Genomic DNA, 20,234 nt, shown 5'->3' with positions numbered 1-20,234 from the left:
CCGTCATCGCAGCCCGGCCGCCGCTGCCTCCTGCAGGGCAGCGGCGATCCGGGCGAGCGTGGCCGACTCTATGGACCATTGCTGCCAGTACAGCGGAACGTCCACATGCCCGCTTTTATCCAGCACCGTTAGTGTGCCTGCGTCCAGAAGTCCCTTGGACTGAAGATCCGGCAACATTCCCCACCCGAGCCCCAGTTCGATCGCCCGCATGAAATCCGACGACGCCGGGACGTAGTGACGGGGCGGGTAGCTGGCCCCGGGCTTGAGCCTGCCCTCGAGGTAACGGTCCTGGAGGGCATCCTTGCGGTTGAACACAACCAGGGGCGCCCGCGACAACGCCGCATCGGTAAAACCATCGGACAGCCATTGCGCGGCAAAGGAAGGGCTCGCCACGGCGCGGTAGCGCATGACGCCCAGCGGCCGGACCGTGCAGCCCTGCACGGGCTCGCGGTTTGAGGTGATGGCCGCCATTGCCGTCCCCTCCCGGAGGCGCTCGATGGAATAGTCCTGGTCGTCGATGCTGATCTCGAAACTTGCCCGCTCCACACCCGCCAAGGCCGGCAGCACCCAGGTGGCGAGGGAGTCCGCGTTGATTACCAGCGGAATGCGCGGCCGGGACCCTGCACCCTCGAGGCCCAGTTCCTCCATGGCCTCGCTTTCCAGCAATGCCACCTGCCGCGCCAGGCGCACCACCACGCTTCCGGACTTGGTTGGCCGGACCGGCTTGGTGCGGAGCAGCAGGACCCGCCCGGTCTGCTGCTCCAACGCCTTGACCCTCTGGCTGATGGCCGACGACGTCACATGCAGCGCCGCGGCGGCGCGGTCAAACGTCCCGTGGTCGATCACAGCAGCCAACGTCCTGAGCTGCTCTGTGGTGGCATCCATCCTAAGTTTTCCTTAATTAGAGTAAGAAACTTTAGCTGTACTCATGATTCCCGGGGACCTAGAGTCAGGCAAGTGGAAATTACTTCAACCCTCGGCGCCCTGGTCACCGGCTTCGGCGCGGGCCTGTCCCTTATCGTCGCCATTGGCGCGCAAAACGCTTTCGTCCTGCGGCAAGGACTGCGCCGCGAACACCTGGCGCCAATTGTGGCTGTGTGCATCGCGAGCGATGCCGTCCTGATTGCGGCGGGCGTCGCCGGCGTCGGCGCACTCATCCAGGCGGCGCCGCTGGCCCTGGTCATCGTGCGCTGGGCCGGCGCAGCTTTTCTGCTTGCCTACGCCCTTTTCGCAGCCCGGCGCGCCTTGAAGCCAAGCGGCTTAAGCGCAGCCGCTACGTCCTCCCGGAACACACTGGCCGCAACGGTGGGAACCGCCGTCGCACTGACCTGGCTGAACCCGCACGTGTACCTGGACACCGTGGTGCTCCTGGGATCGCTCGCAGCAGACCACGGCCCTGAAGGCCGCTGGCCGTTCGCCTGGGGAGCGATTGCGGGAAGCACACTCTGGTTCGCCCTTCTCGGCTTCGGGGCAAGGTTCCTGGCCCCGGTGTTCGCGCGCCCCGGAGCCTGGCGGGTCCTCGACGGCGCCATCGCCCTCCTGATGCTGGCACTGGCCGCGTTCCTGGTCATTCCGTAGGCCCGTCGGCTATCAGGTTCGGCGGTAGCCGCGGTCCTAGAGCCCGCGCGTTGCTCTGGCAGTATTTTCCACTCCGCACTACAGTTCAAACCCGGAGTCAAAAACCGCAGGTCCAGGCACAGTCGCAACCCACGTCACGAAGGATGGCCATGAACCCAGTTTCCGCGCAAATTGGCACCGTTTTCGTCCCCGTCAGCGATGTCCAGAGGGCCCGGGACTGGTACTGCGGAGTGCTGGGCGTGCCCGCCGAAGATTCCATTCTCGACCATCTGTACATGCTGCCTATGAACGGCACGGGCCTGGTCCTGGACAGCAAGATCTACTCCCCCGATGCAGTCTTCAAGGTTCCGGCCTTTCACTTCAACACCTCGGACATCCGGGCCGCGCACGGGTTCATGAAGGACCTTGGCGTGGAACTCACAGAGGTCAACGAGGACCAGTGGTTTAACTTCCGGGACCCCGACGGCAACGTACTGATGGTCTGCCAGATACCGGCAGCGGCGGAATAGCGCCGGCCGCAGAGTCCTGACTACCGCTGCAGGCTGCTGAACTGTTACTGCAGGCTGCTGAACTCGGCGTACGCCAGGGGCGCGTAGCCGCTGTACGTGCTGATCACGGCGTCCTCGACGGACTGCACGTCCAAGTGGGGCACAAGGTCGTCAATGGCACCGGCCGTCGCGGGGTCCCAGTCCAGGCCGAGTGCGCCGTAACTGGCCGTGAGGACACTGCGGAGAGGCGCGGAGTTTTCCACCACGATGACCGAGCTGAACAGCCACCCGCCGGACACCACGCGCTGGGCAGTGCCCACGAGCTTGACCCGGTGCGCGGAGTCGTCCGGGTGCGTTCCATGGACGCTGAACTCGCCCGGGCAGTATTCCCCCGGGATCTCGCCGACTGCGGCCGGCACTCCGATGCTTCGCAGGGCCTCCGCCAGCATGTTGCCAAAGAACGCGAACCTGCCCTTGGCTCCGGCGATCGCATCAGAGTGCGGCTCCACGTGGTCGACGATCAGGGTCCCCTGGTGGTAGGCGGCCGCCCGACCGCCGGCCTTGCGGATCAGGGGCTGGAAGCCCTGCTCCCGGCACGCCTGCGCCGCGGCTTCGAACCCGGGAAGATGCGTGTCGCGCTGGCCGAAGGCAACCGTCGGGGCCGGGCGGTACAGCCTGAGCGTGGGGCCGACCCTCCCGGTCTTCGCCAGGCCCAGCAGCTCGATTCCGAAGTCCAGGTCCCGGGCGGCGCCCAGCGAATCGTGCTGGCGAACGACGGTCAGCGTCGGTGCTCCGGCCCCGGCCTGGTGCATGTTGCTAAGCTCCCTTATGGTCATAGTGCAATTCCTGGTCGTCGCAGCCGCCTTCGCCGTGATCGACGCCGTATGGCTCAAGCTCATGAACCCGTTTTACCGCGGCCACATCGGCGACCTGCTGGCCCAACGGCCCAATCTAGGGTACGCCGTCGCTTTCTACGTGATTTACATCGCCGGGATCGTCTTCTTCGCGTTGCGTCCGGCGCTCGACGGCGGTAGCTGGCTGACCGCCGTCGGCTACGGTGCCGCGCTGGGTGCCTTCGCCTACGCCACCTATGACCTGACCAACGCGGCGACGCTCAAAACCTGGCCCCTCCAGCTGATCCTCGTGGACATGGCCTGGGGCGCCGTCCTGACCGCCCTCGCGACGCTGGCCGGCTGGCTGGTCTTTCACCGGTAGCCGCGGCATCCGGACTTCCGGGGCGTCAGCTTTTCCGCAGCGTCAGGATCTGCTCCGCGCGGCCGAACGGCCCTGCCATGTCGTGCAGCACGGTTGAGGTGAGCCCGATGCCGTCGGCTCCGAAAGAGACCGCGTTGTCGAGCCCCAGCCATTCGCCCTCCGGCCGGCGATACATGTGGATCTGCAGGTCCAGGTTGGGAAAGGAATAGCTGTCCTTGCCCGGCGGCACCCGGGCGGCGATGCCGTTCGCAGTGTCCACCAGGCCGATCAGCCGGGCCATGTCGGTGCTGTCCGACGCATCTGTCAGCGGATGGTCTGTGCGCAGCCACACCTTGCCGGCGCCGGGACGGTGTCCGTCGGCCACCCTCATCTCCAGTGACCGGATGTATCCGCCGGGCCACACGCTGGCGCCGTCGTAAGGTTTACAGTCGTGGGGTGACGGGATGTCGGCGTCCTCGATGGAGGCCACCGCGGAGGTGTCGCTGGTGATCATCCGCCAAGCCGTGGCCCGGATGATGACGCGTCCGGCGGCCACCAGTTCTGCCTGCAGGAGTTCGATGGTCCTGCCTGGGCGCAGTGTCGTGGTGACGACTTCGAACTCGCCGCCGGGAATCAGGCCGAGGATTTCGTAGCTGAGGCGTGCCATCCGCATGTCGCCGCGCGGCTCATGGCGTTCCAACCGGTCGGCGAGCAGCCCCGAGGCCGGCGCCATGTGCTGTTCATGCTCGTTCCAGGCACCCTGCGCGTGAATCGTGGAGCGGAAGTGCCCCCCGCCCAGGTCCTGGTAATAGAAATCGCCTTGCGCGAGTTCCGGCAGTGCAGCAGTCAACTTTGACCCTTTCGACACAGTAAACGAATCTGCGATCACCCTATCGCGAGCGCAGCAGTCCGCAGGCCGCACTCCCGCAATGCGCGCTCACTGCATGACCTTCGCAAAGAGATCACCCCACAAAACCGAGCCGCGACCAGACCCAGGGCATGCCCCCGGCGGGTGGTAGGCGGGCGGTAACCTACCGGTCTCCCGATAATTTTCTGGGTAGACTCGGAGCCAGGTCCTTCTAGCAGCCCTCGGAAGCGGTGTTCCACTGATGCGAGTAATTAGCTACAACCTCCGCAAGCACAAGGCCAGCGGAGAGCTGGCCAACCTGGCCCGCAATTTCGGGATCGATGCCCTCTGCCTCCAGGAATGTGATTCCGCGGACCTGCCGGAAACCCTTGGACCCCTGCACCTGGCTGACGTCACCAAAGGAAACAGGCTCGGACTGGCGATCTACTACCGCACTGAGCGGTTCACGGCGCTGGAAACCAAAACTTTCGCCCTGAAGAAGTCCATGCACGACCACGTCATGGCACCCGCCCACGAGCGCCTCATCGGCACCCGGGTGGTGGACAACGAGACGGACCACGAACTGGTGATCGGCTCCTTTCACGCGGCGCCGCTGACCGCTTCCAATTCACTCCGCCGGAAGCAGATCCATGCGGCGCACGCAGAACTCCTGAGCATGGGCAGCGGACTCATGACGCTGATGGTCGGAGACTTCAACTACCCGTTCTTCACCAAGAGCCTGCATGCGCACATGAAGGACGCCGGCTACGCGCTATCGCTCAGTAACCGGAGGACCTATACGCGCTACAAGGTCTTCAAGGGGCACTTCGACTTCGCCACGTCCCTGGGGCTGGATATTTCAAGCGTCGAGACCCTGCCGCGAGGCAAGTCGGACCACCTGCCGATCCTGGTCACAGCGGAATACGGGCAGGACCGCTCACCGATCAGGCAGCCCGTCTCCTGACGCGGCGCCGTTCGCCAAAGGGATAACGTCGATCCGGCCGTCCCGGCCGACGACAACCAGTGCGCGGGCGCAGCTGATGCCGTTCAGCGCCTCCGCCAGGTGTGCAGGATCCGGCTCCGTGCCGGAGCCTTCTGTTCCGGAGCCCGCTGTGCCGGAGCCCGTTATGCCGGATCCTGCGGCGGCAGTGCCGCCGTCGGCCCTTTCCCACACCGTAACTTCGGCGCCGCTGGCGTCGCGTATGGCGCGGGATAACGGAACGGGATCGGAGGCGGTCACGAGGATGACGTGACCGATTCCGCCCTTGAGAACCGGCTCCCCGGGCGGCAGGGCGGGTTCCGCTGGCTGCGGGACCGCCCTTTCCCGGCGCCAGACACCATAGTGGTAGGCCGCGACCAGTCCCGTGGCCGTCAGCAGGCCGAGCGGGGCTCGCACCCTGCCGAGCAGGCTGCCCCTGCCGGAGGCGTCGAGGAGATGCTCAAATGCCAGGTAGCCGATCACCAGCAGCGCGATGAGGGCCACCACGGCACTGATACCGAAAACCACCACCAGGTAAATGCGCTGGCCCCGGTGCTCAGACGGCTCAAGGCTCCTCTCATGGATCCGCTGGTGGTGCCGCGGGTGCAGCGGGTCCCACATTTGCCACCAAACCGGACCGCCCACTGACAAAGCGCTAAGGCCGCCCAATAGCAGCGTCCGCAGGCCTGTTCCCGCGAGCGCGGTTTCCGCCAGCCCGAGTGACGCATTCACCACTACGCCGACCCCTGAGGCCGCGGCGACCAATGCGGCGCCGGCCGCCAGCAGCCGGGACGCCTCTCGCATGGCGCCCGGCCGGTGCCCTGCGAGCGCGGCGTGATAGCGCCAGACGACCGAGCCGATCGCGGCCGCCGCAACAGCGGGACCAAGCGGGTCCAGGAGCTGCGGAAGCGGGCCCGAGCGGTCAAAGGCCAATCGGAGCAGCACATAGAGCGAGGCGATCGCGCCGGAGAGGGCGAGGATGCAGCCGCCAAGGACACCGACGACGGCAAGTGCCACGTTGGCCAGGCCCGTTGTCAGGAAACTTCCGCGGCCACGGATCCAATGCCACCACCAGAGCACGGCTCCACCGGCAGCCCAGACCAGAGGCTGCAGCACCGGGATCCACCAAGGGTTCCCGAAAGACTGCGTTCCGGTGAATCCCTGAAGTCCGGCATCGAGTAGGTTTCCCAGGGCCGTGGCAGCCCCGCCGGTGCCGATCAACAGCCCGTACACCAAGCCCACAACAGTGGGCACGCCGGCCAGGTGGCGGGGCCCTCTTCCCGGATGCAGCCACATCCACCGGTGCCATACCCAGACCAGGGCCCACACCACACCGGTGGCTGCTTCCGAATACCACTGCGGCGCCTGCCCGCCGATGAGCGAGGAGGCCAGCCCGAGAAGTGCAGTGGCGAACGTGATGAGGGCGACCGCATAGACGCCGGCGACGTAGAGGCCCCAAGCCAGCGCGGCCCTTTCCCCGCCCTCGCGCAGCCGTCGCCACACTGCCCACCAGAGGATGGCCGCGAGCGTGCCGCCAACCAAAGCGAAGGCGAGCGACCTGGCGAGCCCGCCGACGTCGCCCTCCGCCAGCGAGGTTCCGCTGGAGAACAGCCGCCCCAGCAGGCCGCTCAGGCCGGATGCCGCGATCAGGACAAGGGCAAACAGGAGCAGGAAAAGTATCAGGCGGCGGACTGTGGTCAGCGCCGAACGCTGTGGCAGGGCCGTATCCGGCCGGACAGTGCTCATGGGTGTTCCACAGTGCTCATGGGTGTTCCACAGTGCTCATGGGCGCACAGCAGCGGCCGGGCAGATGGTGAACCGCCAGGGGGCGGTTTTCACGAGCCACCGCCCGCCGACCTTGACGAGGTCAAACACGTCCTCGGACTCATATTCCTGGCTTCCGAACGGACCGCTTCCATTGGAAACCGTGATGGCCACGTGGACGTCGGCGGAGTCGGCGCGTTCCGTCGTTGACACGAGAGTGACCCTCAGCCCGCTGCGGGCAGCACGCTCTACCGGGCCGCACGACCGCCCGGACCGGTCTGCCAGGTAACCTGACGCGGTGGCTTCATCGCCGTCGAGCACCGCGGCGGCGTAGCGCTGCACAACGCCCGCGGGCGTCCCCTCGTCCAGTGGTTCCGGCTGGCCACGGAAGAAGACCGCAGCCAGCGCCACCACTACGAGGCCGGCAATGACGGAAAGGATGACGATCAGGATCCGATCGGGTCGCCTCGCGGGTTCACGCACCGCAGGAGCTACGTAGTACGGTGCTCGACGGCGAAATCGCCGCCGGGATACAGGATGGTCTCGTGGCCGTCGTCAAAGCGGACGTGGTACGGCGGAGTTCCGTTAGGGCCACGGACTTCCAGAATCTCCCCATGCCGGTCCGACGATTCCACCGTCCGGCCATGGATGATGATGCGGTCTCCTTGGGCTGCCTCCATGGCAATCACCTCCCAGCCCTAGCGTACGGTTTCCGTCCCGGCTTCGGAACAGCCTGCGGGCCGGATGTTTCTACTCCCGCCGATCAGGCCCTGCCTCGTGCGTGCAGGATGCAAAACGGCGTCCAGGGCCGGGCTTCGAGCCTGCCCTCCGCGATCTGTTCACCGCATATCGCACATGAGCCGTAAGTGCCGGCAGCGATCCGGTCCAAAGCTGCCTCGACCTGGGCAAGGCCGGACCTGCTCTGGTCCAGCAATGCCGATGCCTGGGACAGTTCGAAGGCGATCGTGGCGCCTTCGGGATCGTGTTCGTCGTCCACGTTTGAGTTCTGCCGGGCCACGTTGGCCGAGGCAATGTCTGCGCTGAGCGCGGGCAGCAGCGCGAGTTTCCGGGCCCGTTCCTCCTCGAGGAGCATCCGGAACCGCCCGACGTCAATCACGGAGCACCCGCCGTTCGTGGTCGAGCAGTTTCTGACTCAGCGCTGGCCAGGACGCTGCGAAGGTGGGATGCAGGTTCAGCCGCGCCACGTTCTCGACCGGGATCCATCTCAATTCAATGCTCTCCGGGTCGGTGATGGTGGGCTCAAACGCTTCCACGACCCGGACCGCAACCGTGGTGTAGGACCAGTAGCCGACGTCGAAGACGGACGTAAACAGGACCCTGACGTTGCCCTCCGGGACAGCGGCTTCCTCAAAGGCTTCGCGGAACGCCCCGGTGACGGGATCCTCCCCCTGGTGGAGCGCACCGCCGGGCAGCCCCCAGGTTCCGCCGTGGTCGCTCCAGACGGCGCGGTGCTGGAGCAGGATGCCCTTCCCGGGGTCATGGGCCAAGAGCCCGGCGGATCCAAAGCGTCCCCAGAACCTTCCGTGGTCGCCCTCCACCCATGCATCGCCTGGGTCCCGTGGACCAAGCGGGCGGCGGGGATCTCCGGGCGGGGCAGGCACGATTCTCTCCATCGTCCCAGTCTGCCTCATGGGAAGATGCTTTGATGAGCCTCCGGCTAGTGCTGATTTCCGACACCCATGTGCCTAAGCGGGCACGGGGATTGCCCGATCAGGTGTGGGCCGCCGTCGCCAACGCGGATGTCGTGTTCCATGCCGGTGACTGGGTGACAGCGGAACTGTTGGACGAGTTTGAACGCCGCAGCCGGAGGCTGGTTGGGGTATACGGCAACAACGACGGCGCGGAGCTCCGGCAGCGTCTGCAGGAAACGGCCAGCATCACGCTGGAAGGCTTACGTATCAGCATGGTCCACGAGACGGGCCCCGCGAAAGGCCGCGAGGAACGCTGCGAGGCGCTCTTCCCTGATTCTGACATCCTGGTGTTCGGCCACTCCCACATTCCCTGGGACACCACCTCGGCGGGCGGGCTGCGCCTGCTGAACCCCGGCTCGCCCACCGACCGCCGCCGCCAGCCGGTGTGCACGTACATGACCGCCGCCGTCGACGGCGGCCGTCTGCTTGACGTGGAACTGGTGGAGGTCAGAAAACCCTCCTAGCAGCAGGAAGCCCCGCCTGCAACGGCAGGCGGGGCTTCGGTCAGATCAGATCAGTCGCGCTTGAAGGCATCCTTGACTTTTTCGCCGGCCTGCTTGAGGTCAGCCTTGGCCTGATCAGTCTTGCCTTCGGCTTCCAGGCCTTCATCGTCCCTGGCCTTGCCGGCGCCCTCCTTGGCCTTGCCACCAAGCTTCTCTGCTGCGTGATCAATCTTGTCGTCCAGACCCATGACACTGTCCTTCCGTCCGCGTAGCCCGCTGGCTGCGGGCAGGCTCGTGCTTCAAGTGTAGAACCGCCAGACAGCCCGGTGAAGGAGGAGAGGCTTCACCGTAAACCTTGGGAAGACCCCCTCTTTGCGGGGGTCTGGGACCACCACCAGTTCGGGTCCGGGCACCGGGCTTTTCCCAAGACGCAAAAGGGACACTGGCGGTGTCCTGAAGAACAAGGGAGCCGCGACCCGTTGATGAGGGACTGCCGGGTCCCGGCGCATTCTCCCCCCTGATGCGCAGGGACCCGGCGACCTCGCTTTCTCACACTCTCAGTCCGGCTCGCGCTGTTTCTTCAGCAGCTCGTCCGTAGCGGCGTCCGGCTCTCCCTCGAAGAAGCGGCTGAGTACCTGCTTGAATGCAGGCTCCCCCGGCGCTGCGCGGAGGAACAGCGTCACGGATGAATGCAGCTTCCGTGCATCGGTCCGGCCAAAAACCTCTTCTGCCGTTTCGTCCTTGAGCGCTCCGACAGTATCAGCGCACTCGATCAGCCGCGGGCCGAGGACGGGGTGCTGCAGATAGGCACTGGCTTCCTCCAGTGAACGGATCGCATACTTCCTGGATGTGGCGCTCTGCCCGAGTCCTGCGATCTGGGGAAATATGAACCACATCCAGTGGCTTCGTTTGCTGCCGGTCTGCAGCTCGGCGAGCGCCTGTTCGTAGGTGCCGCCACTGTTTTGGGCCGTTACGAAGCGGTCCAGGTCAAAGGGATCCTCCACTGCAGCTCCTAAGTTGATGCGTCCCGCTCGATCTCGTCGGCGAGGGTGTCCACGTCCTCCGGGCGCATAGAGATGCCGGCGCCATCGAGGCGCTCCTGCAGGACATGATTCACGTCGTCATCGACGACGTGGCCGAGGCGGATATCGTCACGGATTTCATCCGCGATGTGCTCTACCGTCTCCGGAGCAGCCGGGACCTGCGCGCCCGGTCCGGGCTCATCGTCAAAATAGTCAGCGCCAGTGGCTGCGGAATCAGTCATACCCCATCGTGGGCGCGCCCCGAGGCGGTGGTCAATCCCCCAGATGGCACCCGGGAGGCCCTCATATCCGGTGAGGATCCGTTCACTCGGCCGTAATGCTGCCGCTCCTCGCCGGGCCTCACCGTGCCGAACTCCCGGTTCCCGTGTTTTCGCGGCCATGTACGAGGAGCGGCCAATCACACGAGGACACAACCGGGGCCGCCGTTAACATGCCCGAAACAGTCCGGTCATGCGGGCTTTACGCAAGGCCCCGTTCCGAAACTTTGACGAAACGCGGCCTGCCCCGCGCTGAAACAAAGGTCGACAAGTATCGACGAGGGGAAAACGGCGGGCATCAACGGAGCCCGGCTGGCTACTGTGATGCGAAGGGACACACCGGTGGAACTCACTGCTGGAAACATCTGGATACTGCTGTCGACGGCGCTCGTTCTGCTCATGACCCCCGCCTTGGGATTGTTTTATGGGGGCATGACGCGGGCAAAGGCCTCGCTCAACATGATCATGATGAGCTTCGTCTCGGCAGGCATCGTCGGAGTCGTCTGGGTCCTCTGGGGTTACTCGATGAGCGGCGGCGAAGGCATCATGGGCCTCTTCGGCAATCCGTTCGCCAGCTTCGGGCTGACCAACCTTGCCGGAAACGACCTCATCAAGGCCGGCTACAGCGCCACGTTCGCCATGCTTACCGTTGCCCTCATCAGCGGCGCTATCGCCGACCGGGCAAAGTTCACGGCCTGGGTTGTTTTCGTTCCGCTCTGGATCACAGCCGTCTACTGCCCTCTCGCCTACATGGTCTGGGGCGGCGGCCTCATGAGCCAGGGCGGAGCTGTCACTGCGGCGTTCGGCCAGGTCATCGACTTCGCCGGTGGCACCGTCGTCGAAATCAGCTCCGGCAGCGCGGCGTTGGTCCTGGCCCTCATCGTCGGCAGGCGCCACGGCTTCGGCAAGGACCCCGGCCACCGGCCCCACAACGTCCCGTTCATCATGCTCGGCGCGGCCCTCCTGTGGTTCGGCTGGTTTGGCTTCAATGCCGGTGCAGCCACCACCGCCGAGCAGGCCGGACTGATCTGGATCAATACCCTCGTGGCCCCTGCCGCCGCACTGCTCAGCTGGCTCGTCACCGAGAAGGTCCGCCACGGCCACCCGACGTCCCTCGGTGCCGCGTCCGGTGCGGTCGCCGGTCTGGTGGCCATCACCCCGTCCTGCGCGAACATCAGCCCCCTGGCCGCGGTGGGCCTGGGGCTGGTGGCTGGGTTTGCCTGCGCTCTGTTCGTGGAACTGAAGTACAAGTTCGGCTTCGACGATTCCCTTGACGTCGTGGGCGTGCACCTGGGCGCCGGGCTGGTCGGAACGCTGGCGCTGGGTTTCATCGCCCTGCCGGTCGACGGCGCGGGCGGAGGTCTCCTCTATGGCGGCGGCTTCCAGCAGCTTATTGCCCAGACCGTGGCGACGCTCATCACCCTCGGCCTCTCAGTCCTCATGACTGCCGTCATCGGCATCGCGATCGACAAGACCATCGGCTTCCGGGTCAGCCACGAGGACGAAGTCACGGGCGTCGATTTGTCCGAGCACGCCGAGACTGCGTACGAGTTCGGGGCGCTGGGGCACGGCCACTTCCATCCGCTCCCCCAGCAGCTCCACCCGGTGGCGACAGCGTCCCAGGAGGCGCCCGTCCCGTCCACTCCCGTTCAAGCAGAGGCCGTGACCGTCGAAGAGCCCGAGAAGGTCAGCGCCTAACTACGCCTTTGAGCGGCGTGCGAAAGCCGCAGCTCGGGCCGGCTTTTCGACACTTCATCGAGGACCAGCGCGATTGCCTCCCGGGCAGCGTCGCCGTCAGGTCCGGGAGCTGCAGGCTCCGCGAGAATGAACGCCGCCCGGCTTGAGAACCTGTCCCAGTCACCGCCGCCACGCTGCAGGGCACGCAGCGGAGCCAGGAGGGCGGCGCGGCGCAGCCACACGTCAGGTTCACGCGCCCACCGGTCGAGCACGGACTCAGCGCGGCCCCTGCCCTGCGGGTCGATGCTCTCCATCAGCGGCCCAACGACGTCGATGGCCAGGGAATCGACCAGTGTGCGCAACCGGGCGGTTCTGACAAAGCCTTCGATGCGGGTCAGGTCCGAGTTCCTGAGAAGCCGCACCTTGGATTGCAGGAGAACCGCGGCTGCGAGGCGGCGTTCAAAGACCGGCTCAGACCACAGCTCGGAACTCAACGCCGTGATGTCATCATGCGTCAGGTCAGAGTGACGGCGGAGCGCGTCTCTGACTGTGCCTCGCACTGCACCGATGGAGGACCCGTAGAATTCAAGCCGGGCGCCCTGCCCGCCTCCGCCCTGAAGATCCCCGCCTTGGAGATCCCCGCTCTGAAGATGCCCGTCCTGGAAACGGTCACCATACGTGCGGCGCATCTCGTCGGCCCTGTACCAGGCCCCTTCCCGCTGCAGGGCGCGGTCGATGAACTCGCCAGCGTCACTCATCTCCTTATTCTGCGCCGTCCGTTTACATGGCGGCCAATCCGCATCCCGGAAGCCAGTGGCACCGGCGCTGCCGGCGGGGTTCTCCGCGTCTCCCCGCACATGACCGACGGCGACCGCCCAGGAGGCGCCGCCGTCGGCCGTTGCCTGTTCTTTCCGCGGGGCTTATGCAGCAAGGCGCACACGCCTATACTCATCGCACCGGCTCTGTCGCTTCGCGTCCATTACTGCGCGTATCACGCGCCCGTCATTGCGCGGAGGCGGCGGCGGAACGTTGGAAAGTCGAGGCAGCCGTGGTCAAGATCCCGTTTATGCACCCACACCATGGGGACTCAGAGACGTCCAAGCAGCCGCGGCGGAAAGCCTTTTCATGGCTGCAGCGGGAAGAGAGCCAATTCAGCCACGGCAGGAGCAGTTTGTTCTTCCTCGCGCACGATACTCCGCAGCCGCCCTCTGTGACGTGCATCCAGGGGCACGAAGTCCGGTCAGGCGAAACATCCTGCGACCACGGGCATCCGGTCGGTTGACCTGCGGAGCTCCCGTTAGCTGTTCCGGTATGCGGCCAGGAAGCTTGAGATCCTGCGCACTGCTTCTTCGATTTCCTCGACGGTTGGCAGGATGACAAACCGGAAATGATCCGGCTGGGGCCAGTTGAAGGCTGTTCCGTGCGACACCAGGATCTTTTGGTCGCGGAGCAGGTCAAGGACGAACTGCTCGTCGTTATTGACCGGATACAGCTCAGGATCGAGCCGTGGAAACAGGTACATGGCTCCCGCGGCGGGCACGCACGTCACCCCTGGAATGGCTGTCAGGAGTTTGTGCGCACGATCGCGCTGTTCACGCAGCCTTCCTCCGGGCCGGATCAGGGCCTCGATGCTCTGGTAGCCGCCAAGACAGGTTTGGATCGCGTGCTGGGCGGGGACGTTGGGGCACAGCCGGAGGGAAGCCAGCAGCTCGAGCCCTTCGCGGTAGGCCAGTGTCACGGCGTGCGGGCCGGTGACGGCCACCCAACCGGCGCGGTAGCCGGGCATGCGGTACGCCTTGGAAAGTCCGCTGAAGGTCAGGCAGCAGACGTCCTCTGCGACGGAGGCAGTGTGAATGTGCTCGGCATCCTCGTAGCGGATTTTCTCGTAGATCTCGTCCGAGAAAAGCACGAGGTTGTGTTTGCGGGCCAGGGCGGCGAACTGCTCCAGGATATGCCGGGGGTAGACGGCCCCGGTGGGGTTGTTCGGGTTGATGATGACAATCGCTCTGGTGCGTTGGGTGATCTTCGACTCGACGTCGGCCATGTCCGGCCACCAGTTTTCGCCCTCGTCGCACAGGTAGTGCACCGGTTTGCCGCCGGTGAGGGCGACAGCTGCGGTCCACAGAGGGTAGTCGGGAGCGGGGATGAGGACTTCATCCCCGTTTTCCATGAACGCCTGCAGGGTCATGGAAATGAGCTCGCTGACTCCGTTGCCGATGAAGATGTCCTCGACGCCGATCTGCAGGAGGCCGCGGGTCTGGTAGTACTGGGAAATCGCCGTGCGCGCCGAGAAGATGCCCTTGGAATCGCTGTATCCCTGGGCCCCCCGCAGATGATGGATCATGTCCACCACCACGGATTCGGGCGCCTCCAGTCCGAACTCTGCGGTGTCCCCCAGATTCATTTTGAGAATCCGGTGGCCCTCGGCTTCCATTTGCTTCGCCGTTTGGAGCAGTGGCCCCCGCAGTTCATAGCGGACATTCTGAAGTTTGCTGGAGAGCTGCATCGGACGCATGGTTGATCTTTTCATAAACCTCCGGACGCGGCGTTGAAGGCGGGCGATTTTTTGCAGCAGCGTTCTCGTGCTGGGAGGAAAGGTAGCCTGCCTCGCGAACCAGTGAGAGACTCGGTTTCATGCGTGAACTGGTCGTACTGGGCACCGCCTCCCAAGTACCAACCCGCACCCGCAATCACAACGGCTACCTTTTGCGCTGGGACGGCGAGGGACTGCTCTTCGACCCGGGAGAGGGCACGCAGCGGCAAATGATCCACGCCGGAGTCTCGGCCTCCCAAATTACCCGCATCTGCCTCACCCACATCCACGGTGATCACTGCTTCGGGCTGCCCGGGGTGCTGTCACGCATGGTGCTGGATGGTGTGACGCACCCGGTTCACCTGCACTATCCTGCCACCGGCGACGACATCGTCCGTGCGCTGGTGTCCGTCGCCTCCCCCGGCCTGGATCTGCGGCTGCAGCCCCACGCCGAGGCGGGGCAGATCGCACCGGGCCTGGAGGTGCAGCCTCTGCGACACCGGATCGAAACGTTCGGCTACAGGCTCAGCGAAGCTGACGGCCGCACGTTTCAGCCTGAGGGGCTGAAGGCGGCGGGCATAACCGGCCCGGACATCGGGCGGCTGCAACGAGAGGGGATCCTTCACGGCGTGCGACTTGAGGACGTGAGTGTTCCCCGGCCGGGTCAGCGCTTCGCCTTCGTCATGGACACCGCTCCCTGCGAGGGCGCCGAAGCGCTGGCCGACGGCGTGGACCTGCTGGTGGCGGAGTCGACGTTCAGTGATGACGACGCATCCTTGGCTACGCAATATGCCCACCTCACGGCCGGTCAGGCCGGTGATCTGGCGGCCGGCGGCGGGGCCGGCACGCTGGTACTCACCCATTTCTCGTCCCGCTATGGGGATACCGGCCTGCTTGCGGACCAGGCAAGGGCACGGGCGGACGGCGCTGCGGTCATTGCGGCGAATGATCTCGACAGGATCAGCTTTCCCAAGCGGCGGTTAGTGTCTTGACCGATAGGAACAGACAGGCCGATCACATGGTGCCAAGGAAGTCCCGCGGGAAAAGTAGAATTGCAGCGTCATGCAATGCTCCTACTTTGATGCTGCCCGCTGCCTTTCCTGCACTCAGATGGGTCAGCCCTACTCCGAACAGTTAGCAGCCAAAGAGCTGAACTGCCGAACGCTGCTCGCCGCCCACAGCTCGCTGCAATGGCTGCCGCCGGTGGAAAGCCGCGAGTCAGGTTTCCGCAACAAGGCCAAGATGGTAGTCGGTGGTTCGGTACGGAATCCTACCCTCGGTATCCTGGACACCGAGGGGCGGGGCGTGGACCTGCGCGAATGCGGCGTATGCTCCCCAGGCCTGCAGGCCTGCTTCCCGGTCTTCGCTTCCTTCATCAGCCAGGCCCGGCTTACCCCGTATGACGTGCCCCGGCGCAGCGGCGAGCTCAAGCACCTGATCGTCACCGAATCACCGGACGGCGAACTGATGCTGCGCCTGGTCTTGCGGTCCGAGAACCTCATCAAACGCATCCGCCGTCAGCTGCCCATCCTGCTGGAAGCCTTGCCGCAGCTGAAGGTGGTGTCCGTTAATCTGCACCCGGAGCACAAGGCTGTGCTGGAAGGCGACCGGGAGGTGTTGCTCACTGAGCAGTCAACGCTACGGATGCGCGTCAATGATCTCGACCTCCATCTGAGGCCGCAGAGCTTCTTCCAGACCAATACCGAGATGGCGGCTGCCCTGTACCGCCAGGGAAGCGAATGGGTGAGTGAAGTCGCGCCCGCTGCCGTCTGGGACCTCTACTGCGGCGTTGGCGGCTTTGCCCTGCACTGCGCCGACCCGTCCAGGGATGTCGTCGGCGTCGAAACCAGCCGGGAAGCCATCACCAGCGCCGAATTGAGCAGCAGGGACGCGGGCCTGCAGAGGGTTCGGTTCCAGTCCGGCGACGCCACAGCCTTCGCCGTTTCCACAAGCCCGGAGCCCGAACTCGTGATCGTCAATCCTCCGAGGCGCGGTATCGGCAACGAGCTGTGCGGCTGGCTGGAATCTTCAACCGTGCAGCATGTGGTCTACTCAAGCTGCAATGCCAAGTCCCTGGCCCGCGATCTTGCAGCCATGCCGTCGTTCACGGCACGGCGCGTCCGGCTGTTGGATATGTTCCCCCAAACTTCCCACTACGAAGCAATGGTGCTGCTCGAGAGGTCATAGTGGTAGAAGGCAAACCCTTCACCCGCCTGCCCATGCCTTAGACGTACCGTTTGAACCATGCCAGAGTGTCGTTCCACGCGGCGGTGGCCTGTGCCTCGTTGTAACGCTCTCCGGTGTCGTTGTGAAACGCGTGGTCGACGCCGGGATAGACCTTGATTTCATGGCGGACGTCCGTTGCGGCGAGGGCGTCCCGGAAGGCCGGCATGGCGCCAGTGATCCGGTCGTCGAGTTCCGCGTAGACACCAAAAACTGCCGGTTTGATGGCCGGCACCTTCTCCAAATCCGGCGCCGGCCCGTAAAACGCCGACGTTGCCTTAAGACCGGTCAGCTCCGTCGCCGCCTGCCAGGTGATGCCGCCTCCAAAGCAGTAGCCGGTCATGGCGATGCGTCCTGCGTCGACGTAGTCCTGTGAGTTCAGGTAATCGAAACCGGCTTTGAAGTCGGAGACGTGGCGTTGGGCTCCTGCCTTGGTCAGCGCACCGGGTATGGCGTCCCGGTCCAGGCTCGCAGTGCCGCCCTCGCGGCTGAGCAAGTCCAATGCGAGCGCCGCATACCCGGCCTTGGCGAAGCGGCGTGCCACGTCCTGGATGTGGGGGGTCAGCCCGCGGTTTTCGTGGCAGACCAGAACGGCAGGTCCGGGCCGATTCCCCTCTGGCCGGGCAAGGTACCCGCTGATGTTGGTTCCGCCCGAAGATACCTGCACGGTCGCTGTCACCATCCCGGCCGCACCTTCCGGAACGGATAGCGGGCTCTTGGCTCCCGGAACCGCGCCTGCCGTGGCGGTTCCTGGGCCCGGGGACGGTGTTGATGGTTCGGGAGTTGGCATGGGGTCAGTGCTGCGCGGAACTTCATTTGGCGTGCAGCCCACCAGCAGCATCGCCGCCGCAGCTGCACCCATGCTGCCGGTAATGAATGCCACCCGACGCGTGAAGGTGCGACGACTCATGGTGCCGGCGCGGTAATCGTCGAAAAACTCCTCGATCAGGTACTTCTCGAATTTACCTAGCTGCGTCACGAGGGCCTCCTTCAGTGTGAAGGTATCCTCCTCCGAAGTCATTCACCCGGCAAGAGGGCCGGGTGTGCCGCCAATGATGAGGTCATCTAAGAACCTCACTCAGTGGTACGTACTTCAGGTTGGACGTTGTGCCTCCGGTGTTGGTGTCGTCATGGACCACCAGGACCCCCTGTTCGAACTGGGGTCCGGCGTTCAGGCTGGTGACATCAACGCCATCCGTGCCGGTCACGGCGTCGATTGTCCCGCTGGAACCCACCCTGATCTTCTTGACGAATGGGTTGCTTCCGGCACGGTCATAAATCGCAATCGTGGAATCACCCTGGCTGGAGACGAAAAGGCGCCCCGAACCGTTCGCGCCGTACTCAATGCTCATCCCCTCGATGTCAGCCACGAGACGGCCGCCTCCCGCCGTGTCGACGGATCCGCGGGCTGCACCAGCATTGGGTTCTGCCCCGTATTTCCAGATGGCCACGTCCTCCTGGCCAACGTACAGGTGGCCTAGCTCGTCATCAGCGACACAACCCTCGGTGATGCTGTCCATCGGCAGCGTCCTGACAAGTGTGGCGTCGACCTTGCCAGCCCCACTGTCAGACAACTCGAATTGCTGGATGTTGCCTGCCACGTACGGCGTTACGAAGGCGTAAAGCTTGCCGCTGACACCACTGCGGTAGAGGCAGAATCCGTAGTTGGGGGCAAATGTCGCAATGCTGCGCGCCGCGACGGGCGAAAGGGTCCTGGTCGTCGTATTCAGCGCATAGAGCGCCAGAGTGTTGTTCGTCCGGTTGTTTGCCCCGACCAGCACAATCGACGTCCCAGACAGAGTGAAGCCCGTTCTAAGGTCGACATTGCCGATCATTCCGTCCTGCCGGAACTGGATCAGTTTGCCGTCCATGCCGAAGACTCCGATACCTCCGCCGGACGTCGCCTTATTGTCAGCAATCACCGCACTGTTCGCGGGGTTTGCAGGGTCAACCCATATAGCAGAGTCATCCGAAATGTCTCCCGATCCCGAGAAGCCCACAGTCTCGACTACGGGCAGCACGGTTGCAATGGCGGGTGGCGGCGTTACTGTGGGGGTCGGCGTTGGCGTTGGCGTGGCCGACGAATCGTAAGTGATCACCAGTTGAGGTCGCTGCGACGCCTCGCGGGAGGCAAGGCTGCCTTGGACCCCGGCCGTCGTGTTGAGCCCGAAACTGACGCTGCCGGAGGTGGTGACAGCGCTTGCTGGTAGAACTGCATTTACATACTGGCCAGAACGCAGCACTCCAGACCGGGCCAGTTCCGCCGATTGCCAGGCGGGCTGGTTGGCGGCAGTCACAGTCGTCTCTACCCAGGCGTCACTGGACGGGTGCACGATGAGGCTCCCGCTCACTGACGACCTGGAATAAACCCTCAGAACGGCAGTCGTGATGCTGCTGCCCGGCGGGAGCGAAACGTTGAAACGCATCAGCACACGGTAGGTGTTCTGCGAGACTGTCAGAGAAGTGGCCCGGCCAAAGTTGCTGTTGGGCGAAGCCGTGGAGACGTAGGTGTCAGCCGAAGCGTTAACAGTAACGGTCGTGGGGGCAGCGACGGCGGTCTTGGGCACATCGCTGAACAATGCAAGAGCGCCGATGGTCGCTAACGCGAGCAGCGACGCCAGGAAGAGTCGGAGATGACTGAACATGGCGCATTCCTGAGTCGGCCAGTGCACATTGAAAGGCCGGGGTCATGGTCAACCGGCTGCCCAGCTCTAGCCGTCTTGGAGGCGACAACCACACTTGAGCAATGGATGCTGCTGTGGGTAAAACGACGCCGGTAAAATTTTTAAGACGAACCGAAGGCACTCACAGATGGTGCCAGAAAGGCACTCGAAAATGGTGCCTAGTTCGGATTATCTGGGCCTTAAGTGCCGGTGTCAACCAATAAAAGTAAGCCGGCGAATCAGCTCCGCAGGTGGAGTCTCTTTCGGATCCACCGAGCGCGTCTCAGCCAATAAGGAATCCGGCCGGGCAACGGGCGCCGTGGGCGGATGTACGAGTTGGTACAGCGCGGCCCGGGCGCCCGGTGGACCCGTCCGGATGAGGGATCGATTCAGTAGAAGGAGATGAGTTCGACGAGCTCCCCGACCTTCTCCTCAGGGTAGTTACGGGCGATGTCGGCCTGGCTGAGCATTCCGACCAGATCATGGCCGTCAATGACCGGCAGTCGACGGACCTGGTGGTCCTGCATCGTCCGGATCGCTTCCTCGATGGAATCGTCGGCGCCGATGGTCGCGGGCTTGCCTTGGCCAAATTCCCCCGCGGTGGCGGTTCGGGGGTCGCCGCCCTCAGCGAGGCACTTGATCACAATGTCACGGTCCGTGAGCATGCCCTTGAGCCGGTTGTCCTCACCGCAGATCGGCAGAGAACCGACATTGAGGTCCTTCATTTTCCGCGCAGCCTGTTCCAAGGTTTCATTTTCACCGACGCATTCAACGCCGCCGGTCATGATTTCACGGGCAGTGGTCATGGCATTCTCCTCAAATAACCCGACAGA

The 20,234-nt window shown here is 64.6% G+C and carries 24 protein-coding genes; 8 read left to right on the top strand and 16 right to left on the bottom strand.

What is annotated here, in order from left to right:
* Window positions 1-3: 3 nt before the first annotated feature.
* Window positions 4-885 carry a LysR family transcriptional regulator ArgP gene (locus AC5RUM_RS08175; protein ID WP_494034466.1) on the bottom strand — a complete coding sequence of 294 codons (882 nt, stop codon included), beginning with the start codon at window positions 883-885 and terminating at the stop codon, window positions 4-6.
* Between the two features lie 78 nt (window positions 886-963).
* On the opposite strand from AC5RUM_RS08175, the gene AC5RUM_RS08170 reads away from it, so the two are divergent.
* Both AC5RUM_RS08170 and AC5RUM_RS08165 read left to right on the top strand, forming a co-directional pair.
* A complete protein-coding gene (locus tag AC5RUM_RS08170; protein WP_494034571.1) occupies window positions 964-1,578 on the top strand; it encodes a LysE/ArgO family amino acid transporter in 615 nt (204 codons plus the stop codon).
* Between the two features lie 149 nt (window positions 1,579-1,727).
* Window positions 1,728-2,087 carry a VOC family protein gene (locus AC5RUM_RS08165; protein WP_494034465.1) on the top strand — a complete coding sequence of 120 codons (360 nt, stop codon included), beginning with the start codon at window positions 1,728-1,730 and terminating at the stop codon, window positions 2,085-2,087.
* A 44-nt stretch (window positions 2,088-2,131) separates the two neighbouring features.
* Here the strand turns inward: AC5RUM_RS08165 and AC5RUM_RS08160 are convergent, their stop codons facing one another.
* Complete coding sequence (locus AC5RUM_RS08160) at window positions 2,132-2,878, bottom strand: lipoate--protein ligase family protein (RefSeq protein ID WP_494034570.1); 747 nt, start codon at window positions 2,876-2,878, stop codon at window positions 2,132-2,134.
* Window positions 2,879-2,894: 16 nt separating this feature from the next.
* Between AC5RUM_RS08160 and AC5RUM_RS08155 the strand changes: the two genes are divergently transcribed.
* Window positions 2,895-3,281: a DUF2177 family protein gene (locus tag AC5RUM_RS08155; protein ID WP_494034464.1), complete on the top strand. Its 387-nt coding sequence runs from the start codon at window positions 2,895-2,897 to the stop codon at window positions 3,279-3,281.
* Between the two features lie 25 nt (window positions 3,282-3,306).
* Here the strand turns inward: AC5RUM_RS08155 and AC5RUM_RS08150 are convergent, their stop codons facing one another.
* Entirely contained in the window at window positions 3,307-4,110 is an 804-nt protein-coding gene (locus AC5RUM_RS08150) for a thioesterase family protein (protein ID WP_494034463.1), read from the bottom strand.
* Between the two features lie 259 nt (window positions 4,111-4,369).
* On the opposite strand from AC5RUM_RS08150, the gene AC5RUM_RS08145 reads away from it, so the two are divergent.
* Window positions 4,370-5,071: an endonuclease/exonuclease/phosphatase family protein gene (locus tag AC5RUM_RS08145; protein WP_494034462.1), complete on the top strand. Its 702-nt coding sequence runs from the start codon at window positions 4,370-4,372 to the stop codon at window positions 5,069-5,071.
* On the opposite strand, the gene AC5RUM_RS08140 is transcribed toward AC5RUM_RS08145, so the two are convergent.
* From AC5RUM_RS08140 to AC5RUM_RS08120, 5 genes are all read right to left on the bottom strand, one after another.
* Window positions 5,045-6,832 (bottom strand): DUF5671 domain-containing protein, encoded by a 1,788-nt coding sequence (locus tag AC5RUM_RS08140; RefSeq protein ID WP_494034461.1) that lies wholly within the window; start codon window positions 6,830-6,832, stop codon window positions 5,045-5,047. The genes AC5RUM_RS08145 and AC5RUM_RS08140 overlap by 27 nt on opposite strands.
* Before the next feature lie 36 nt (window positions 6,833-6,868).
* On the bottom strand, window positions 6,869-7,333 hold the full coding sequence (locus AC5RUM_RS08135) for an LpqB family beta-propeller domain-containing protein (protein WP_494034460.1): 465 nt from the start codon (window positions 7,331-7,333) through the stop codon (window positions 6,869-6,871).
* An 8-nt stretch (window positions 7,334-7,341) separates the two neighbouring features.
* Window positions 7,342-7,530: a DUF1918 domain-containing protein gene (locus AC5RUM_RS08130; protein WP_400576020.1), complete on the bottom strand. Its 189-nt coding sequence runs from the start codon at window positions 7,528-7,530 to the stop codon at window positions 7,342-7,344.
* 83 nt (window positions 7,531-7,613) lie between these two features.
* The gene (locus AC5RUM_RS08125) at window positions 7,614-7,967 is read right to left on the bottom strand and encodes a TraR/DksA family transcriptional regulator (RefSeq protein ID WP_494034459.1); all 354 of its coding nucleotides are present in this window, start codon (window positions 7,965-7,967) and stop codon (window positions 7,614-7,616) included.
* Complete coding sequence (locus tag AC5RUM_RS08120; RefSeq protein ID WP_494034458.1) at window positions 7,960-8,484, bottom strand: NUDIX domain-containing protein; 525 nt, start codon at window positions 8,482-8,484, stop codon at window positions 7,960-7,962. The genes AC5RUM_RS08125 and AC5RUM_RS08120 overlap by 8 nt, the downstream gene beginning before the upstream one ends.
* Before the next feature lie 32 nt (window positions 8,485-8,516).
* On the opposite strand from AC5RUM_RS08120, the gene AC5RUM_RS08115 reads away from it, so the two are divergent.
* Window positions 8,517-9,026: a metallophosphoesterase family protein gene (locus tag AC5RUM_RS08115; protein ID WP_494034457.1), complete on the top strand. Its 510-nt coding sequence runs from the start codon at window positions 8,517-8,519 to the stop codon at window positions 9,024-9,026.
* Window positions 9,027-9,076: 50 nt separating this feature from the next.
* Here the strand turns inward: AC5RUM_RS08115 and AC5RUM_RS08110 are convergent, their stop codons facing one another.
* The 3 genes from AC5RUM_RS08110 to AC5RUM_RS08100 all read right to left on the bottom strand — a co-directional run bounded on the left by AC5RUM_RS08110 (window position 9,077) and on the right by AC5RUM_RS08100 (window position 10,269).
* Window positions 9,077-9,253, bottom strand: a complete 177-nt coding sequence (locus AC5RUM_RS08110) for a CsbD family protein (RefSeq protein WP_400576013.1) — start codon at window positions 9,251-9,253, stop codon at window positions 9,077-9,079.
* A 309-nt stretch (window positions 9,254-9,562) separates the two neighbouring features.
* Complete coding sequence (locus tag AC5RUM_RS08105; RefSeq protein ID WP_494034456.1) at window positions 9,563-10,009, bottom strand: DUF1810 domain-containing protein; 447 nt, start codon at window positions 10,007-10,009, stop codon at window positions 9,563-9,565.
* A gap of 8 nt (window positions 10,010-10,017) precedes the next feature.
* Window positions 10,018-10,269, bottom strand: a complete 252-nt coding sequence (locus AC5RUM_RS08100; protein WP_494034455.1) for a hypothetical protein — start codon at window positions 10,267-10,269, stop codon at window positions 10,018-10,020.
* A gap of 378 nt (window positions 10,270-10,647) precedes the next feature.
* Between AC5RUM_RS08100 and AC5RUM_RS08095 the strand changes: the two genes are divergently transcribed.
* A complete protein-coding gene (locus tag AC5RUM_RS08095) occupies window positions 10,648-12,003 on the top strand; it encodes an ammonium transporter (protein WP_494034454.1) in 1,356 nt (451 codons plus the stop codon).
* On the opposite strand, the gene AC5RUM_RS08090 is transcribed toward AC5RUM_RS08095, so the two are convergent.
* The gene (locus tag AC5RUM_RS08090; protein WP_494034453.1) at window positions 12,000-12,740 is read right to left on the bottom strand and encodes a DNA alkylation repair protein; all 741 of its coding nucleotides are present in this window, start codon (window positions 12,738-12,740) and stop codon (window positions 12,000-12,002) included. The genes AC5RUM_RS08095 and AC5RUM_RS08090 overlap by 4 nt on opposite strands.
* 539 nt (window positions 12,741-13,279) lie before the next feature.
* Complete coding sequence (locus AC5RUM_RS08085) at window positions 13,280-14,497, bottom strand: pyridoxal phosphate-dependent aminotransferase (RefSeq protein WP_494034569.1); 1,218 nt, start codon at window positions 14,495-14,497, stop codon at window positions 13,280-13,282.
* Window positions 14,498-14,616: 119 nt separating this feature from the next.
* On the opposite strand from AC5RUM_RS08085, the gene AC5RUM_RS08080 reads away from it, so the two are divergent.
* Window positions 14,617-15,507 (top strand): ribonuclease Z, encoded by an 891-nt coding sequence (locus AC5RUM_RS08080; RefSeq protein WP_494034452.1) that lies wholly within the window; start codon window positions 14,617-14,619, stop codon window positions 15,505-15,507.
* A 70-nt stretch (window positions 15,508-15,577) separates the two neighbouring features.
* Complete coding sequence (gene rlmC / locus AC5RUM_RS08075) at window positions 15,578-16,702, top strand: 23S rRNA (uracil(747)-C(5))-methyltransferase RlmC (protein ID WP_494034451.1); 1,125 nt, start codon at window positions 15,578-15,580, stop codon at window positions 16,700-16,702.
* Window positions 16,703-16,739: 37 nt separating this feature from the next.
* Here the strand turns inward: rlmC and AC5RUM_RS08070 are convergent, their stop codons facing one another.
* The 3 genes from AC5RUM_RS08070 to AC5RUM_RS08060 all read right to left on the bottom strand — a co-directional run bounded on the left by AC5RUM_RS08070 (window position 16,740) and on the right by AC5RUM_RS08060 (window position 20,207).
* On the bottom strand, window positions 16,740-17,717 hold the full coding sequence (locus AC5RUM_RS08070) for a dienelactone hydrolase family protein (protein ID WP_494034450.1): 978 nt from the start codon (window positions 17,715-17,717) through the stop codon (window positions 16,740-16,742).
* A gap of 82 nt (window positions 17,718-17,799) precedes the next feature.
* Window positions 17,800-19,383, bottom strand: coding sequence for a phytase (locus tag AC5RUM_RS08065; RefSeq protein ID WP_494034449.1), 1,584 nt, complete (start codon window positions 19,381-19,383; stop codon window positions 17,800-17,802).
* Window positions 19,384-19,790: 407 nt separating this feature from the next.
* Window positions 19,791-20,207: a CBS domain-containing protein gene (locus AC5RUM_RS08060; protein ID WP_494034448.1), complete on the bottom strand. Its 417-nt coding sequence runs from the start codon at window positions 20,205-20,207 to the stop codon at window positions 19,791-19,793.
* Window positions 20,208-20,234: the final 27 nt, after the last annotated feature.

The organism is Arthrobacter sp. B2060 (genome assembly GCF_059090445.1).
This window is presented reverse-complemented; position numbering and strand designations above follow the sequence as displayed.

Excerpts from the sequence above, each read along its gene's own strand:
- AC5RUM_RS08160 (WP_494034570.1), bottom strand. The coding sequence starts at position 2,878 with ATGCACCAGGCCGGGGCCGGAGCACCGACGCTGACCGTCGTTCGCCAG.
- AC5RUM_RS08175 (WP_494034466.1), bottom strand. The coding sequence starts at position 885 with ATGGATGCCACCACAGAGCAGCTCAGGACGTTGGCTGCTGTGATCGAC.
- AC5RUM_RS08140 (WP_494034461.1), bottom strand. The coding sequence starts at position 6,832 with ATGAGCACTGTCCGGCCGGATACGGCCCTGCCACAGCGTTCGGCGCTG.
- AC5RUM_RS08085 (WP_494034569.1), bottom strand. The coding sequence starts at position 14,497 with ATGCGTCCGATGCAGCTCTCCAGCAAACTTCAGAATGTCCGCTATGAA.
- AC5RUM_RS08145 (WP_494034462.1), top strand. The coding sequence starts at position 4,370 with ATGCGAGTAATTAGCTACAACCTCCGCAAGCACAAGGCCAGCGGAGAG.
- AC5RUM_RS08090 (WP_494034453.1), bottom strand. The coding sequence starts at position 12,740 with ATGAGTGACGCTGGCGAGTTCATCGACCGCGCCCTGCAGCGGGAAGGG.
- AC5RUM_RS08155 (WP_494034464.1), top strand. The coding sequence starts at position 2,895 with ATGGTCATAGTGCAATTCCTGGTCGTCGCAGCCGCCTTCGCCGTGATC.
- AC5RUM_RS08060 (WP_494034448.1), bottom strand. The coding sequence starts at position 20,207 with ATGACCACTGCCCGTGAAATCATGACCGGCGGCGTTGAATGCGTCGGT.
- AC5RUM_RS08165 (WP_494034465.1), top strand. The coding sequence starts at position 1,728 with ATGAACCCAGTTTCCGCGCAAATTGGCACCGTTTTCGTCCCCGTCAGC.
- AC5RUM_RS08130 (WP_400576020.1), bottom strand. The coding sequence starts at position 7,530 with ATGGAGGCAGCCCAAGGAGACCGCATCATCATCCATGGCCGGACGGTG.
- AC5RUM_RS08110 (WP_400576013.1), bottom strand. The coding sequence starts at position 9,253 with ATGGGTCTGGACGACAAGATTGATCACGCAGCAGAGAAGCTTGGTGGC.
- AC5RUM_RS08065 (WP_494034449.1), bottom strand. The coding sequence starts at position 19,383 with ATGTTCAGTCATCTCCGACTCTTCCTGGCGTCGCTGCTCGCGTTAGCG.
- AC5RUM_RS08115 (WP_494034457.1), top strand. The coding sequence starts at position 8,517 with ATGAGCCTCCGGCTAGTGCTGATTTCCGACACCCATGTGCCTAAGCGG.
- rlmC (WP_494034451.1), top strand. The coding sequence starts at position 15,578 with ATGCAATGCTCCTACTTTGATGCTGCCCGCTGCCTTTCCTGCACTCAG.
- AC5RUM_RS08100 (WP_494034455.1), bottom strand. The coding sequence starts at position 10,269 with ATGACTGATTCCGCAGCCACTGGCGCTGACTATTTTGACGATGAGCCC.
- AC5RUM_RS08080 (WP_494034452.1), top strand. The coding sequence starts at position 14,617 with ATGCGTGAACTGGTCGTACTGGGCACCGCCTCCCAAGTACCAACCCGC.
- AC5RUM_RS08120 (WP_494034458.1), bottom strand. The coding sequence starts at position 8,484 with ATGGAGAGAATCGTGCCTGCCCCGCCCGGAGATCCCCGCCGCCCGCTT.